Below are 15,790 nucleotides of genomic sequence, written 5' to 3' on the forward strand. Positions count from 1 at the left end.
AGCTGATACATGGACGCATTGGCGCGGTTGAACCGCCCGCGACGCCACAGAGGATTGTGCCGCACCCTGGCACTGATATGCCTGCTGCTCTGGATAGCCCTCGCGCTGTATCAGGCATTGCGGCCGCTGCCGCCCGGTATGTCGGTCACTGGCCCATTGCGCCCGGCAGACGATCTGGCCCTGCTGACTGATCAGACCTACCGCTCCGCCGATGGCGAGCCGGCCAGCGAGCAGCAGATATTCGATGAAGTATTCAGACTGATCGGCCAGGCGCGCAAGCTTATCGTGATCGACATGTTTCTGTTCAATGAGTTCGCCGCCGAGAACAGTTACCGGCCGCTGACCGCGCAAATGACCGAAGCGCTGATTGCCGCGCGGCAGGCACAGCCGAACATCGAAATAGTGCTGATCACCGACCCCTTCAACCATCTTTATGGCGGACTGCGCTCAGCACATTTCGAGCGGCTGGCCGAATCCGGCGTTCAGGTGGTATATACCGATGTTAGCCGGCTTCCCGCCTCGAACCCGGTATGGTCAGGGGTGTGGATGCTGTGTTGCAGCTGGGTCGGCAACAATCCGGACGGCGGCTGGCTGCCCAATCCGGTAGCCGACAAGGACGTCACACTGCGCTCCTATCTGCACCTGCTCAACTTTCGCGCTAACCACCGCAAGACGCTGGTGGTGGATCAAGGCGATGATTGGGTTGGCCTGGTCACCTCGGGCAACCCCCAGGATGCGAGCAGCCGCCATAGCAACAACGCCCTCCGCTTCAGCGGCGCCGCCGCGCTGGATCTGCTGCAGACAGAACGCGCGGTATTGGCAATGTCCGGCGCCGCCACAGGCGCTGACTGGCCGCAGCCACCAGAGCCGAGGACCGAATCTGCCGACCCAGCGATACAGATACTGACCGAGGGTGCCATTCGCGACGCGTTATTGGAAATGATCGACTCATCGGCACGTGGCGACCGCCTGGATATGGAAGTGTTCTATCTATCCCACCGCCCGGTAATCAACGCGCTGATCCGCGCCCATGAACGCGGCGTAACAATCAGAGCGGTGCTGGACCCCAACCGTGACGCCTTCGGCCGCGAAAAGAACGGCATCCCCAACCGCCAGGCCGCCTGGGATCTGCACAAAGCCGGCATCGACCTGCGCTGGTGTTTCACCCAAGGCGAACAATGTCACCGCAAGTGGATCCGACTGGAACGGGCCGATGGCCGCGCCGAACTGATCAGCGGCTCAGCCAACTTCACCCGGCGCAACCTTGACGATCTCAACCTGGAAACCAGTGTGCGGATAGTCGCTACCCAGCATCCGATACTGGACAGCAGCCGCGAGTCATTTGAAAGGGTATGGTCCAACGCAGAAGGCGCAACCTACAGCCTGCCCTACGAGGATTTTGCCGATCACTCGTGGGCTCGCTACGGGTTGTATCGGTTGATGGAAGCGACAGGGATGTCGACGTTCTAAGGATAGCGGGGCGGCCGACAAACGAGCCCCGCTTGAGCTGTTCAGCTCTGAATATAAGCGACCTGGGTGTGCGTGTACTCGTACAGGCCATGCTTTCCGTCAGCACCGCCGATACCTGAACGCCGCACTCCTGCATGGAAGCCCTGGATAGCCTCGAAGCTCTCCCGGTTGACATAGGTCTCGCCAAACTTCAGACGGGACACAGCACCCATGGCCGAGTTGAGGTCATTGGTGAAGATGGAGGAGGTCAACCCGTACTCGCTTTCATTGGCCAAGGCAATGGCCTGATCCAGATCATCCACTGGCTCGACCATTAGCATCGGTCCGAAGATCTCCCGCTTGAGTACTTCCATATCTGCGTTGACATTGGTCAGCACTGTGGGCTCGAAGAAGCAGCCGGCCCCTGCATCGTAGCCTTTCCCGCCGGTCAGAATTTCTGCCCCTTTGCTGCGTGCATCGGTCACCTGGGCGGACAGCCTGTCTACCGCGGCGCGGTTGATCAGCGACCCCATGTCGACGTTGTCGGCCATCGGATCGCCCATGCGGATGGTGCCGAAGTCCGTTTGCAAGCGCTCGCAGAACTCCTCATATACCTGCCGCTGTACGTAAATCCGCTCGGAGCAGTTGCAGGCCTGGCCGCTGTTCATGGTCTTGGCCCAGCGCAGAGCTGCCACTGCGATATCCAGATTGGCGTCGGCCAGTATGATCGACGGCGCCTTTCCGCCCAGCTCCAGGCTGACCTTGGTGATGTTCTGCGCCGCACCTGCCATGATCGCCGAACCCGCCGCCGAGCTGCCGGTGAAGCTGATCATGTCCACATCCGGACTAGTTACCAGCTGCTGGCCAACCGTGTTGCCCGCGCCGATGACCAGGTTGAATACTCCCGGGGGCAACTCGGCCTGCTCGACCAGACGGGCGAATTCATAGGCGCAGAAAGGTGTTTCCTCGCTGGGCTTAATGACAATGGTGTTTCCGGTGAGCAGTGCCGGCGCCACCTTGCGCACGATCATGAAGAAGGGGAAGTTCCACGGCAGGATGCCGGCCACCACCCCTAGCGGGCGGCGGAACAGGAACATGTTTTCCCCCGGCCGGTCGCTGCTGATGATCTCGCCCTCGATGCGGCGACCCCACTCGGCGTAGTAGTCCAGATACTCGGCCGCCAGCCCGACCTCCATCTGAGCCAGCGCCAATACTTTGCCTTGTTCCTGGGCGATGATCTGGGCAATTCGCGGCGCCGCTTCGCGGATACCGGCAGCGATGCGGCGTAAATATTGTGCCCTGGCGTTCGCCGGCTGCGCGGCCCAGGCATCCTGTGCCGCCCGCGCAGCTCCAATGGCCGCTGCGGTGAGCTCGCTGCCAGCATCCAACACCCCGCCTAGGCTCTGCTCGGTAGCCGGATTGATCACGTCGATAAGACTGCCGCGGCCCTCGACAAACTGGCCGTCGATATAATGTTGAAAGTGCAATGAACTGGTCATGAATAGGCTCCTGAGCGCTGTGCGCCAGTGAATGCGGACGCAGCCCGATGGACTGGCTGCGAATCAAGATGAGTAAGAGCGCTGCGGTCGAGATCATCGATATGCGGTACCCCGACCAACCCCAAGGTGCGCTCGGTTTCGCGCCGTAGCAGTTCGAGCATGCGTGCCACGCCCGGCTGCCCGTAGGCGGATAGTGCATACAGATAGGGACGCCCCACCAGACAGGCGCGAGCACCAAGGGCCAGCGCCTTGACGATATGGCTGCCGCGGCGTATCCCGCCATCAAGCACCACCTCCAGGCGACCGTCGACTGCATCGACAATATCGGCGAGCAGATCCAGTGCCGCCGGGCTTCCGTCGAGCTGCCGGCCGCCGTGATTGGAAACGACGATTCCGGTCACACCCGCCGTCACCGCATCCCGCGCATCGGCGACCGACTGCAGCCCCTTGATGATGAAGGGCCGCCCCCAGTACTGCTGCAACTGCTCGACCCGCGCCCAGGTAATGTTCTGTTCCATTTTAGTGGCGAAATAGCTGGTCAGCGTGCCCAGCGAGTTGGAGCCATCCGGCGTCGGCACGTTGGGCAGGGTAATCCCACCGTGCGCCAGATATCGCATACCCCATACCGGCTTTTGCACGAAGGACAAGATATTCCGCCGATTAAGCTTCGGCGGCACCGTCAGACCGAAGCGCAGATCGCGCTCACGGTTTCCCGCCACGGCGCAGTCTACCGTCAGGCAGATCGCGTCGTAGCCAGCCCTCTTGCAGCGGTCGATGATGGCCCGGTTCAGGCCATCATCGTTTAGCAGGTAGAGCTGGAAGATCTTCGGCCCGGTAGCGCAGTCCGCCACCTCTTCCAGGCTGGTGGTGGCCATGGTCGACAGCATGTATCCTGCGCCCAGCCGCGCCGCCTCCTGGGCCACTGCCCGTTCGCCAGAGGGGTGAAACAGCCGGGTCATGCCGGTGGGCGCCATGAACACCGGCCAGTCCAGATCACAGCCGAAAACCCGCCGGCGCATGTCTATCTGGCGGATATCCCGCAACTGACGCGGCACCAGCTGATGGCGCTCGAAGGCCTGGGTGTTGGCGCGGACCGTCAGTTCATCATCGGCGCCCCCTTCGATATAGTGGTACAGCGAGCCGGGCAGCCGGCTCCGGGCGACCCGGGCGAAGTCTTGCGAATTGAAACAATCATGCAAACGAGTCATGGCGCGATTCCGTGTGACAGGTCGGCTCAGCGGGCCTTGAAACGCACCTGCAGATTATGCGGGCCGCGCGCGAAATAGGAATCCAGCCAGACGACGTCTTCAGCTTCAGCTATCGGGTCGACTGTCTCCAGGCGCGAGAAGACCACTTCAAGCGCGACCCGGGCTTCCATCCGTGCGAGGAAGCTGCCCAGACAGAAGTGCGGCCCCTGACCAAATGACATCATCGCCACTTCGGGCTTGCGGTCGATATCGAAGACATTCGCGTCTGAGAACTTGGTCTCATCCCGGTTGGCCGACCCCAGCAGCGGCATCACCGCCTTGCCCTTGGGAATCTTGACGCCGCATAGCTCGGTATCCTCGACGGTGTGTCGGAACAGCATCTGCACCACCGGGTTGAACCGTAGCGTTTCTTCCAGCAGCTGCGGAATTAGACTGTGATCGGCGCGCACCCGGGCGTAGACCTCAGGGTGACGACGCAACTCGACCATGGTGCACCCCAGCAGATTGGTGGTGGTTTCTACGCCGCCAATCAGCAGCAGGGTCGCCATCTGCAGCACCTCCAGGCGGGTCATCGTCTCGCCATTGACCTCGGCGTTGATGAAGGTGGAGATCAGATCGTCCTGGGGGTTCTGCTTGCGCTCGTCGTAGAGGTCCTCAAAGAAACGACGCAATTGGTCGGAGTGCGCCCGAATCTCGGCCAGACGCTCGGGACCATAGGCGTGGCGGTTGGCCGCTGCCAGCAGATCGTCAACCCAGACCTTGAATTCAGCGCGGCGAGCGGTGGGCACACCCAGCACTTCGCTGATCACCGTCACCGGATACAGCGCAGTGAATTCCCAGACCCAGTCGAACTCCCCTTCCTTACCGTGCTTGGCAATCAACCCCTCCACCAGCTCAGTGGCGATCGCGCGGGCCCGCTCTTCCAGCGCCGCAACTTTAGTGGGCATGAACGCCTTGTTGGCCAGCTTGCGCAGGTGCACGTGATTCGGTGGATCCATGGAAATCATCGGAGCAACTTCGGGTACCGGGTCATACTCCCCCAGCAGCTCCGGCCAGAAGAATTGCGAACTGAACAGCTTATGGTCCTTGAGTACCTTGTCGACGCCTTCATAACTGGCCACCGCATAGGCGTCCATCTGCGGCAGATACATCACCGGCTCGTTCGCGCGCATTTTCGCATAGTAGGGATAGGGGTTCTGTTTCACCTGCTCGTTCAGGGGGTCGTACTGATCAGGCAGGCTAGTGGCGACGGCATTGGATACAGACATAACGGCTCCCTCAGTTCTTGTTCTAGATATTTGAGTAGTGCCCAGGCTATGCATATCCGGACACTCGGGTTCAACGTGGCCCTAACGCTAGACCCCGGCCGCATCGCCCTCAATGACATATCGTGACAGCGAGGCACCCCCCGTGCCATTCGCTGGAATCGGCGCCTGGCAAATCTGTGGGGGGACATGATTGGCGCGAATGGTTCAGGCGTGACCTGAAAAGCGCTGGGCCATGCCCGGGCCGGGCGCTATAACACCAGGACGGTGACATAACGCTAAAAACAATTATCTGGAGTGTCTTATGTACGGTCTCTATTCAAAGCAATTGGGTGAGAACCATCTCGATGCACAGCAACGCAAATACCTGCAGCAGCTGCGTGTCGGTTCAGCCCTGAACATTGAAGGCGCTGGCGGCATGGCGGGCGGCAATACCCGCAAGAATTTTGCCAGCGGCAGTGCCTGGTTATCCGGTTTCTTTGATATGGGTGCCCAGAACATCGTCGACATGTATGCCGATGAATTTGTCTGGGAAGACATGGAGTTCGACCTGACGATCACTGACAAGGAAGAACTATTCAAGTTCTTTACCGTATTCGATGATGCCGGTCCGGATTCTCCGCATGGTGTTCATGTCTTCAACCTAATCAGCTATGACGGTCATCAGGTGTCGCCTTCCCACGCTACCATTTGCCCCGAAGGCGTGCCCGAGGGGTGGGACGAGGCTGAGTATCAGCGCCTGGCAGGGCCGATCAAGATCGGAAGCGACTTCGAATACGACGAATGGGGCTATATGCAGTGGGTATGGCGAGCCCAGCATAATTCCGACTTCTTCGGCATCCCGGCCGCCGGCAAGACTACGTTCACGCGTGGCACTTCAACCCAGTTCTATCGCAACGGCAAGATCGTACGCTGCCGCACGCACTGGAACTTCCGTGAGTTCGCCATACAACTGGGCGTCGTACCACGCGTCTGAACGCAGCGAGGCAGATAGCCCATGCAATATTCCATTCTTGGCCGTAGCGGCCTGCGGGTGTCCAGGCTTAGCCTGGGCACCATGACCTTTGGCCCGGGCGCGGAGTGGTCGCGCTCGGAAGCCGAAAGTCGGGCGGTGTTCGACACCTATGTCGAAGCCGGCGGCAATTTCATCGATACCGCCAATATGTACACCGGCGGCGAGAGTGAACGCATCGTCGGTCGGCTGGTTGCAGCCGACCGCGAGCGTTTCGTCATCAGCACCAAATACACCAATGCGTTGCCGGGCAGGTCAGATCCCAATGCCGCCGGCATGCATCGCAAAAGCCTGACTCAGTCGCTGGATGCCAGTCTCCAGCGGTTGGGCGTGGATTACATTGATCTGTACATGGTCCACTGGTGGGACTTCACCACCCCGGTGGAGGAGGTGCACCGCGCGCTGGATGACGCCATCAGCGCCGGCAAGATCCTGCATGTCGGGCTCTCCGATGTGCCAGCCTGGGTGGTGTCCCGGGCTCAGGCGTTCCATGAATTGCGCGGGTTGTGCCCGATCAGCTGCATGCAGCTGGAATACAGCCTGGTGCAACGCTCCATCGAACGGGAACATCTGCCGCTGGCGCAGGCCTACGACATCGGCGTCACGGCCTGGTCCCCACTGGCCGGCGGCATACTCAGCGGCAAGTACACCCGTAAGGCGCAATCAGGTGGCCCCAGACGGGTCGACTCGATGCAACTACAGGCGCTGGATGATCGTAACCGGGGCATTGCCAAGGCCCTGGATCAGGTAGCTGATCGTCTGGGTGTGACCTCATCCCAGGCGGCCCTGGCCTGGGTCATGTCACGCGGAGTCATACCCATTGTCGGCGCTACCCGTGCAGAGCAGATGCGCGAAAACCTCGCCGCTTGCTCGGCTCAGCTGGATGCACAGTCGCTAGCGGAACTGGACAAGATCAGCGACTTCGACAAGGGCCATCCGTACAACATGCTCGACTGGGAGATGCCAGTCAGCCTTGGCTATGGCGGCATGTTCGATCAGATCGACATACCCCGCTTCCCTGGCCGCCGTCCGTAACAACAATGAATGAGGAGAGCACCATGAGCACAGCAGACGCTGAACTGATCGCAAGTAGTCTGGTTTTTCATAAAGTTGGCTCTGCCGAAGCCCTGCGCAACGGCGAGCCTATTGGCGCAAAGGTAGGAGACCAGGCCGTTGCGGTGTTTCTGGTGGATGATGACATCATCGCCACCGAGGGCATCTGCCCCCACGCCACGGGCCCTCTGCACGAGGGCGAAGTCGAGGGCCGGGTTCTGACCTGCCCCTGGCACGGCTGGAGTTTCGATCTGGATAGTGGCGTCTGTGTGGACGACCCATGCCTGCACCTGAAACGCTTCCCGGTCCAGGTCAAGGGCGATGACATCCTAGTCGGACTTTAGGCCGATCAAAGCAATCCCAGGGCGCCTACGGGCGCTCTTTTTTGTCCGGAAAAACAGGCCTGTCGCCTGTCCCGATACACTTTTCCTTCCTTAGAAATGACAAGGCCGACACCGCTATAACGGTGCCGGCCCTGTGCGGCTTGCCTTGACGGTCAGCTGGCTCGGGCCAGTGGCTGGTGCGACCGCGTCTGCTCCTCACGCACCTGCGAATGGAGCGGCTGCTGCACCTCTGCCGTCTTGCGATCCGGCATCAGGAAGGTCATCAGACTCGGTACGATGATCAGCGCGCCCAGCATGTTCCAAAGGAACATGAACGCAAGCAGTATGCCCATGTCTGCCTGGAACTTGATCGGTGACCAAGCCCAGGTGATGACCGCCGCCGACAGGGTGATGCCGATCAACGCCACCACCTTACCGGTGGAGCCCAGTGCAGCCAGATAGGCTTCACGTACAGAGTATCCGCGGCGGTAGAAGACCAGATGCATGGTCAGCAGGTAGAGTGCGTAATCCACGCCAATACCCACACCCAGTGCGACCACCGGCAAGGTAGCCACCTTTACGCCAATGCCCAGGATAACCATTAAGGCTTCGCAGAAGATGGTCGTCACCACCAGTGGAATGACCGCCGAAACCACCGCGCGCCAGCTGCGGAAGGTGATGAAGCACAATAGAATCACCGATGCATATACATACAGCAGCATGGTGACGTTGGCTTTCTTCACCGCAATGTTGGTCGCCGCCTCGATACCCGAGGAGCCGGCTGCCAGGAGGAATTGCCGTTCAGGCGTATTGTGTTCGGCTGCGAACGCCTCGACTGCCTCTACCAGCCCGGTCAGGGTCTCTGCTTTGTGGTCGGACAGAAAAGCGACGACCGGTGCTACCGATCTACCGTCGTTGAACATTTCCGGGTTGGAGTCGTAAACGGTATTGAGCGCATCCTGTATGACAAAGGGATCACGGTTGATGGTCTCCCATTTTAGCGACCCTTCGAATCCCGCTGATGTGTAGCGCCGGGCCAGACTGGCTGCAGATACTGTGGTCTGCACACCAGGCAGTTCCCTCAATATCTGCTCCAGACGCTCCATTTCCCACAGGGTTTCATAATTAATGAGGCCTTGGGGCGGAGTGGAGACAATTACCGCGAACTGGTCGCTGGACAGCTGGTAATGACTGGTGATGTACGCGTTGTCCCGGTTGTACTCCGAGTCGGCACGCAGCTCAGGTGCGCCCGGGTCCAGGTCGCCAATCTGGATATTCAGGCTGACGGCAAACGCGCCCGCCGTAAAGATGGCAGTGAAGATCAGCACACCCGCTGCCCTACGACGGTCCGTGAAGCCACCGAACCAGCGGATCACCGGATGTATTTTCTGCTCTCCATCGGCATCGATGTTCCTGCTCTTGCGGACTCCGGTATACGACAGCAGTACCGGCAACAGAATAAGGTTGGTAAAAATCAGCACACCGACCCCGATACTCGCCGCAGCCGCCAGCCCGCGGATGACCGGGATATCGATCACTGCCAATACCGCGAAACCGACTGCGTTGGCCAGCAGCGCAGTAAGTCCCGCAAGAAACAGGCGGCGGAACGTATAACGAGCGGCAACATATTTATGCGTGCCACGGGCGATATCCTGAGTTACCCCATTCATTTTCTGGGAGCCGTGGGACACGCCAATGGCAAAAATCAGAAAGGGCACCAGAATGGAATAGGGGTCCAGGGCAAACCCCGCGATCTGCATCACACCGAGCTGCCAGACTACCGCCACTGCCGAGCAGCCAGTCACCAGAAGGGTGCTGCGCCAGCAGCCTGTGTACAGCCTGATGATCGCCACTGTTATCAGCGCTGCCAACAGGAAATAGTTCAACACCTGCCCCAGGCCGCGGATCAGGTCACCTACGAGCTGCGCAAAGCCGATCACATGGATGGTCACGCCCTGCTCCTCAAAGCGCTTGAGGCCCTCGATCTGATCGCGGAACGCCCGGTAATCGAGCGTGTCGCCGGTAGTGGGATCACTATCCACCAATGGCACGAACAGCATGCTTGAACGATGGTCGTTGCTTACCAGCGAGCCGGCAATCCCAGCACGGCCGATATTGCGTCGCAGCTTTTCGATGCTCTGCTCCGAGCCGTCAAAACTGTCCGGCATAACCGAACCGCCCTGATAACCATCAGCGGTAATCTCGGTCCAGCGCACCACGGGCATCCACAGGGATTTCATGAAGGATCTGTCCACTCCGGGGATCAGAAACACCTCATCGTTGATCTCCCGCAGTGTATTGAGATATTCCGCGTCATAGATGTCGCCGTCCTTATTGCTGACCACGATGCGCACGGAATTGCCCAGGCCCTTGAGCTCGCCGGCATGTTCCATGTAGTTGCGAATGAACTCGTGGGACTGCGGCATCATGTCTTCGAAACTCACCTTCATTGGCAAGCGGACCGCAAAGAAGCTCAGCGCCAAAGTAATGAACAGGCACAACGTCATCAGCAGGGTTCGGTGGTTGAACACCAGCCGTTCAATAAGACCACCAGTACTTCTGTCAAACTCGCTCGGGTTGGATATGACTGGCATATCCGGATTTTTTATAATTTGTTTCATCTGCTTAATCCCGGATCGGTTGATTAACTATCTGCGGACAGACAACGTCTGCACGGCCTCGGACCGGATTCCTTCCAGGCTGGTTATCAGCAATCTCTTTCCGTCCAGTGAAATCACTCCGGTATAACGCGCATAGCCCTTGCCTGACTTAAGCTGCAGGACATCTGTAGCCGCGTTGCCAAACAGCATGTCGCCGCGGGCATTGACCAGAACGAAATCACCCTCGTCCGACAACGTGGCGCCCGCTGTCAGCGAAATGCTGGAGGGACCCTCCAAAGGCATCCAGTTGAGACCTTCATCATCGCTGCGATAGGCCGCGCCGCTTAGACCGTATGCGATGATGCTATCGCCCACGCCAAGCAAGCCGAAAAAGCTCCCGTCATATCCGGTTTCGATTTTTTCAAAGCGCTGTGTCTGTGGCTCCAGCTTGAACACAACGCCACGTTCAGCGGCGATGTATACGGCATCGCCTACGCCCTGAATGGCGTTCAGATTCAACAGCTCTTCATTATCTATGCGATGCAGCCACGGCTCCCAGGTCTCTCCGCCATCGCTGGTGACAGCCAGAGTGCCAAACGATCCGACAACAAAACCGCGCTCAGCATCAGCGAACCACACGTCCAGCAAGGGTAGTGCCGGCCCTGCGGCATAGTTCAAGGAGATGGCCGACTGTGCTGCCTCCAGAGCCTCTGGCTCGATCTGCAGGCCTGCGTAATGTTCAGTGAAGCGTTCGCCGGCAAGCCGGCCATCCAGCTGCTTCTCCCAACTGACTCCGGCATCCTTGCTATGCAGGATCACGCCGTCATGACCCACTATCCAGCCTTTCTCGGGGGTTGGAAAATGCAGCGCGAGCAGATCGCTTTGCACCGGCGAAGGACTTTGCGTCCATTGATTGCCATCCGTGGACGTGGCGATCAACCCTTGGGCGCCTACCGCCACCATTATTTCGCCGGCCTTAGCTACAGCCTGTGTCGGGCGCTCTGCCAGGCGCGTAATCTCGTGGGCAGGCCAGTCAAGCGGGTCGCGAAACTCGGCATGGGTGTATAAGGAAAGAGGCATCAACATCAGCAGCATCAAAAACTGTGCAGGCTTAGGTCTTGCACTCAGATATACGCGATGAAAAACAGTGCTCATTGTCATCTCCTGCCAGCTTGCAATTCGGATCCACATGATCTGCATACCAGAACCTCCGATCCGAAAAGGGTGGGGGGCAAAAGCCAGGCTTCTGCCCCATTCTCGGTCAGCGCACACTGGCTCCGGACATTGCTCTTGGTGACAGCCTCAGCACCAATCCTTCACTATCGCTGTAGCCCCGCAAGTAGTTACCAGGCTCTTCGGCTCCGACGTTGATCAGTACGTAATTACCTTTGATCAAGTCGTTGGCAACAAAAGAGTTATTGATCATGCCGCCGGTATCGTAGGCAGGAAAATTGTACAAATCCTGCACTTTCCATAGCGCGCCGCTGTTGTCATAGGACTCCGTCTGCACCAGACACCAGCAGTCCTCTTCAATAAGGAATACCCGCTTACTGTAAGCGTGCCGGGCGCCATCCTTGCGGTCTGCTTCAACTACCCATATGCGACGCTTCTCCCAGCGCAACACATCCGGGTTAACGTGATTGTCCGCAAGAACTTTTTCGGAACTTAGCTGCTGACCAAAAACGTTGTACGGAACGATCATTTCTTTCTTACCCACCAGCTTGAAATCAAACCTGTCCATACGACCAGTGAAGCCCCACGGCTCATCCCAGAACAGCACGCCGGCGTAGGCGGTCATGGGAATGTCGTAGGCAAATTCGGGCGCCTTGCGCACGCGGCGCTGCCCGGGGGTATAGATCCAGATGGGCGCAGGCGCGGCTGAATCAGGCGTGTAATAGTTCAGGAACTGAGTACCGGCCGAGGTAGGAGGAGAGTAAAGAAGGGTATTGAAACCAAACACCGCATCGTAAGTATCTTCACGGAGTTCACCGGTTTTTTCTGACCAGGGATGCAGGTAAGAAGCATCGTTACCCGGCAACGGATTGCGCGCCCCGCCGTGATCGACGAGCCAGCTCTTGCTGCGGAACTGCGTTACAGCCGGGGCGAAACGGAAGAGGTGATTCCACATCGCCTCATAGCCTGTCTTCGGAACCGGGAAGGGAATGCCCTGAAAGGGCTTGCCGTCGTCAGCTGCGCCTTCAACCTTGTCACCTTCTACGGCTCCGGCGAGCTTGGCGGTAGTGGCATTCTTCACAGTGTTGTCCAGGAACCACTCCGGATATCCCATACTACGGCGAGTTGGGTAGACGTCCAGCCGATAGCTTGGAAAACGCTCCAGCATTGCCTTGGTGCCCGCGCCTAGCTGGTCCTCATACTCCGCCAGGTTTTCCGAAGTAATGCTATATAGCTTCTCATCGCCAGCGAATGGGTCATCGTAGATATCCGGATTGGCCTTCTGCTGGCCGATCAGCCCCCCCTCATAAGCAGGAATGGAGCCATCGGCATTGGCCTTCTGCTCAGCGCCAAAACGGGTCAGGCTCTGGCCGAGCTGCTCCGCTTCTTCTGCAGCCACTGCCGCATAGCCGGTGCTACTCGCCAGAACAGTGATGGCGATTGCCAGCGCGGAGTGGTAGAACGCATTGATCTTGTTGTTTTTCATAATCATATCCTCAGACTGTCCGTAGAGCTCAAAACGAAGTTTTGTACATCAACGCAACCCAACCTTTATCATTCAAAGCAACCGGGCCATTACCGCCAAAGCCGGAGTAGGATTCCCCCAACCCAGGCACCGTTGTCTTGGGACTTGTCTTCCAGTTGTAACCGTTGTATTGCAGCGTCACGGTATGCTTCTGTTGATAAGTCCCCTTGATGCCTATCGAATAGATCTGCGTGTCTTCGGCATAAAAGGCGCCAGCAGCGTAGGCAGGGTTACCGGAGATACCGTAAGTCAACGAAACCGGCATGCTCATATCCAGTCCCGGCGCTACCTGCATCCACTGCGGTTCGAACAGCAGGGCAATAGCCAGTGAATTGCGGGTCGCACAACCATCCCACTTGTCGCCAGATTGAGTGCCGTCTACGCTGTCAACACAACTGCCGTAACCCTCACCATTGAAGAACTGTTCGTTCTCGGTTACTCGATCGAGGTGGGTGTAGGACAGCTCGGCCAGCAAAATACCGGTATCCCAGAGAGCATTCTGCTGCAGGCTCATCAGACCGTTTGCGATGACGTTGATCACATTGCCCCGGGCGCCCTCGCGGTAGGCTACCCCGGGTTGGCCATTGGAAAAGGCGCTGTTCAAGGCAGTGTCAGTACGGTAGGAAATTTCGAGGCCCGTACTCAAAGTCCCAAACGTACGTTCATAGCTCAGGCCATAGAGCTTGACCTTGTCGGCATAATTGAGGTGTACCTCCCCACCTCCGCCGGCATAGATACTACCGCCTGGCCACGGCTGAACCTCATCGAACTGGCGATAGTAGAAGCCCAGATCGCCCTTGGCCCAATCCGGCGCCCAGTCCACCTTGATACCAAAATTGTCGTTGATATCGTCGGGCTCGTATTCATTGCCGGCCGAGACGGGACCGCCAAACATGCCAGCCACTGCGCCGCCGCTAGTGGGCCCGCTGTAGAGAATGTCAAAAGGCGCGAGATATGTGCCCCCTTCTGGAAAACGGTTGGCACGAAACTCCAGGAAATACTGTGCAGAGACCGACAGCGTATCGGTCAGGTCAGCCGTCGCCATAAGCTGGGTACGGGGAAGAAACAGCTCCTTTACCTCGGAGCCGGGCTGCGTAAAGGCCTTAAGGAAATCGATCGGATGCTGCGAATAACCGATATTGGAGAAACCGAAGAACAGTGCGTTCCCCCATTGCTGCGTGAACCGGCCGGCACGTAGATAAACCGGAACATCCCCTACTTCCGTGTTGTGAAAGACGAAAGCGTCGAGTATCTCGCCACCCTGGATGTGGTAACGCTCGGTCTTGCTCGAGTAATTACCGCTCGGGTAGCTGAGAATCGCATCGAAGTTGGGGTTCGGGTTGGTTTCGACATCATCGTCGTAGGCGAAATCCTTCCAGACCGAGCCCGATAACCGGAACCCGGTGCGGCCTTTGTAGACGCCCTGAAGCTCGCTAAGCGCCTGGAACCGGTTGGTGACCATGTCACCCTGGTCGAATTTGTAGTTGCTCGAGGCGTAGAACGGATGGTTGCCGATACCGTCATCCCTGTCCTGGGCGCGCCAACCAGCAGTGTATTGCACAGTAGTATCCAGACTGACATTCCAGTCCGGATGAGCGTGGATCTGAAACGCATGGGCTTGAGGTATAACGCTCGCCGCGAGTATGGCCACTGGCAAAAGTTTTAATGGCGGTAGAGCCAGGTTTCTTATCATCTTTCGCATGACACACCTTCTTGGATTTATTATGAGGTTACTGTCGTAGAGCCCATATCGATAACGGGCTGTTGAATGCTCCATGGCACTTGCTTTACATAGATTCTTTCACGGGCGACTCCTCTTCAGGTATCTGGCGAGCAGGGATAAAGTCACCCTCTTTCCCAGCTGCAGGATCATTGAAGGTAGCTACCAACCCTGAATGCGATAACCGTACTAGCCGACAACCACTACCGACTCATACTGCATCTAATAATATGCATATTATTTGCTCTCCCACCCATCAAACTGAGACTCTTGAAACACTCGAAACAGCTATCACATTAATTTTCTTAGGACACCTGCTCAATGGCTTTACGCGCCACAGGAAAGCAAGCCATGCCAATTGCACATGAAGTCGCCTCATACTTAACAAATTGAGGAAAATGCAATATTCGTCATATAAGTAGCCTCAGGCTGATAATTCGAATTTCCGCTGGTGCGCCATCCAGTAGCCCTGTAGCGTCCAGCACAGAACCCGAAATTCAAACGTCTTGGTTAGAATTGAAGCTTGGCTGGGGCTGGCAGCCCAAGCTGCTGCAAAAGCGCAGCCGTGTCCCACAAGCTTCTTTCCAGGATGATTTTCTGGTCACGGAATTTATGAATGGTAATTCCCGTTACCTTAGTGACTTTACCGGCGGCAGGAAGCCCAAGAAAATCAGACTTATGCTCGATTTCCCAAGTCCACTCGAGTGCGCCTCCATTTTCATCTCCATGATAGCGGCTGGCGTTAAAATAGTGCAAAGAGGCATCGGGGCTTCTATTCTCAAAGGTTCCGAAAAGCTCTCGCAACTTATTTTTGTCATTTACTATACGCACACCCAGGTTCATATCTTCGTATTCAAAATCGTTCGGGTAATGAGCCATCAGCGCTTCGAGATTGTCATCAAATAGTTCCAACCAAGACTGTTCCCATTCGATATTCATAATTATCCTCCAAAGCCATTATTA

12 protein-coding genes are annotated in these 15,790 nt (G+C 57.7%); 4 read left to right on the plus strand and 8 right to left on the minus strand.

Annotation, left to right across the window (positions count from 1 at the left end; translation table 11 throughout):
- Positions 1-9 precede the first annotated feature (9 nt).
- Positions 10-1,470, plus strand: a complete 1,461-nt coding sequence (locus tag FHK95_RS11655; protein WP_178114770.1) for a phospholipase D-like domain-containing protein — start codon at positions 10-12, stop codon at positions 1,468-1,470.
- Between the two features lie 41 nt (positions 1,471-1,511).
- Here FHK95_RS11655 and aldA read toward each other — a convergent pair whose 3' ends face one another.
- Genes aldA through FHK95_RS11670 form a run of 3 tightly spaced genes read right to left on the minus strand, consistent with a single transcriptional unit; the run spans position 1,512 to position 5,424 of the window.
- Positions 1,512-2,948, minus strand: coding sequence for an aldehyde dehydrogenase (aldA, locus tag FHK95_RS11660; protein WP_150304799.1), 1,437 nt, complete (start codon positions 2,946-2,948; stop codon positions 1,512-1,514).
- Positions 2,945-4,156, minus strand: coding sequence for an alpha-hydroxy acid oxidase (locus tag FHK95_RS11665; RefSeq protein WP_150304800.1), 1,212 nt, complete (start codon positions 4,154-4,156; stop codon positions 2,945-2,947). Before FHK95_RS11665 ends, aldA begins: the two co-directional genes overlap by 4 nt.
- A 26-nt stretch (positions 4,157-4,182) precedes the next feature.
- A complete protein-coding gene (locus FHK95_RS11670) occupies positions 4,183-5,424 on the minus strand; it encodes a cytochrome P450 (protein WP_178114771.1) in 1,242 nt (413 codons plus the stop codon).
- Between the two features lie 301 nt (positions 5,425-5,725).
- Between FHK95_RS11670 and FHK95_RS11675 the strand changes: the two genes are divergently transcribed.
- Genes FHK95_RS11675 through FHK95_RS11685 form a run of 3 tightly spaced genes read left to right on the plus strand, consistent with a single transcriptional unit; the run spans position 5,726 to position 7,830 of the window.
- On the plus strand, positions 5,726-6,397 hold the full coding sequence (locus tag FHK95_RS11675; protein WP_150304802.1) for a nuclear transport factor 2 family protein: 672 nt from the start codon (positions 5,726-5,728) through the stop codon (positions 6,395-6,397).
- Positions 6,398-6,418: 21 nt separating this feature from the next.
- Positions 6,419-7,468, plus strand: coding sequence for an aldo/keto reductase (locus FHK95_RS11680; RefSeq protein WP_150304803.1), 1,050 nt, complete (start codon positions 6,419-6,421; stop codon positions 7,466-7,468).
- A 23-nt stretch (positions 7,469-7,491) separates the two neighbouring features.
- A complete protein-coding gene (locus FHK95_RS11685) occupies positions 7,492-7,830 on the plus strand; it encodes a Rieske (2Fe-2S) protein (RefSeq protein ID WP_178114772.1) in 339 nt (112 codons plus the stop codon).
- Between the two features lie 152 nt (positions 7,831-7,982).
- Here the strand turns inward: FHK95_RS11685 and FHK95_RS11690 are convergent, their stop codons facing one another.
- The 5 genes from FHK95_RS11690 to FHK95_RS11710 all read right to left on the minus strand — a co-directional run bounded on the left by FHK95_RS11690 (position 7,983) and on the right by FHK95_RS11710 (position 15,766).
- Entirely contained in the window at positions 7,983-10,430 is a 2,448-nt protein-coding gene (locus FHK95_RS11690; protein WP_150304805.1) for an efflux RND transporter permease subunit, read from the minus strand.
- 27 nt (positions 10,431-10,457) lie between these two features.
- Complete coding sequence (locus tag FHK95_RS11695) at positions 10,458-11,564, minus strand: WD40/YVTN/BNR-like repeat-containing protein (protein ID WP_178114773.1); 1,107 nt, start codon at positions 11,562-11,564, stop codon at positions 10,458-10,460.
- A gap of 106 nt (positions 11,565-11,670) precedes the next feature.
- The gene (locus tag FHK95_RS11700) at positions 11,671-13,068 is read right to left on the minus strand and encodes a DUF1329 domain-containing protein (protein WP_178114774.1); all 1,398 of its coding nucleotides are present in this window, start codon (positions 13,066-13,068) and stop codon (positions 11,671-11,673) included.
- A gap of 28 nt (positions 13,069-13,096) precedes the next feature.
- Positions 13,097-14,809 carry a DUF1302 domain-containing protein gene (locus FHK95_RS11705; RefSeq protein WP_178114775.1) on the minus strand — a complete coding sequence of 571 codons (1,713 nt, stop codon included), beginning with the start codon at positions 14,807-14,809 and terminating at the stop codon, positions 13,097-13,099.
- A gap of 528 nt (positions 14,810-15,337) precedes the next feature.
- Complete coding sequence (locus FHK95_RS11710) at positions 15,338-15,766, minus strand: ester cyclase (protein ID WP_150304809.1); 429 nt, start codon at positions 15,764-15,766, stop codon at positions 15,338-15,340.
- Positions 15,767-15,790: the final 24 nt, after the last annotated feature.

Source organism: Pseudomonas saliphila, from assembly GCF_008638345.1.
Classification (GTDB): Bacteria; Pseudomonadota; Gammaproteobacteria; order Pseudomonadales; family Pseudomonadaceae; genus Halopseudomonas; species Halopseudomonas saliphila.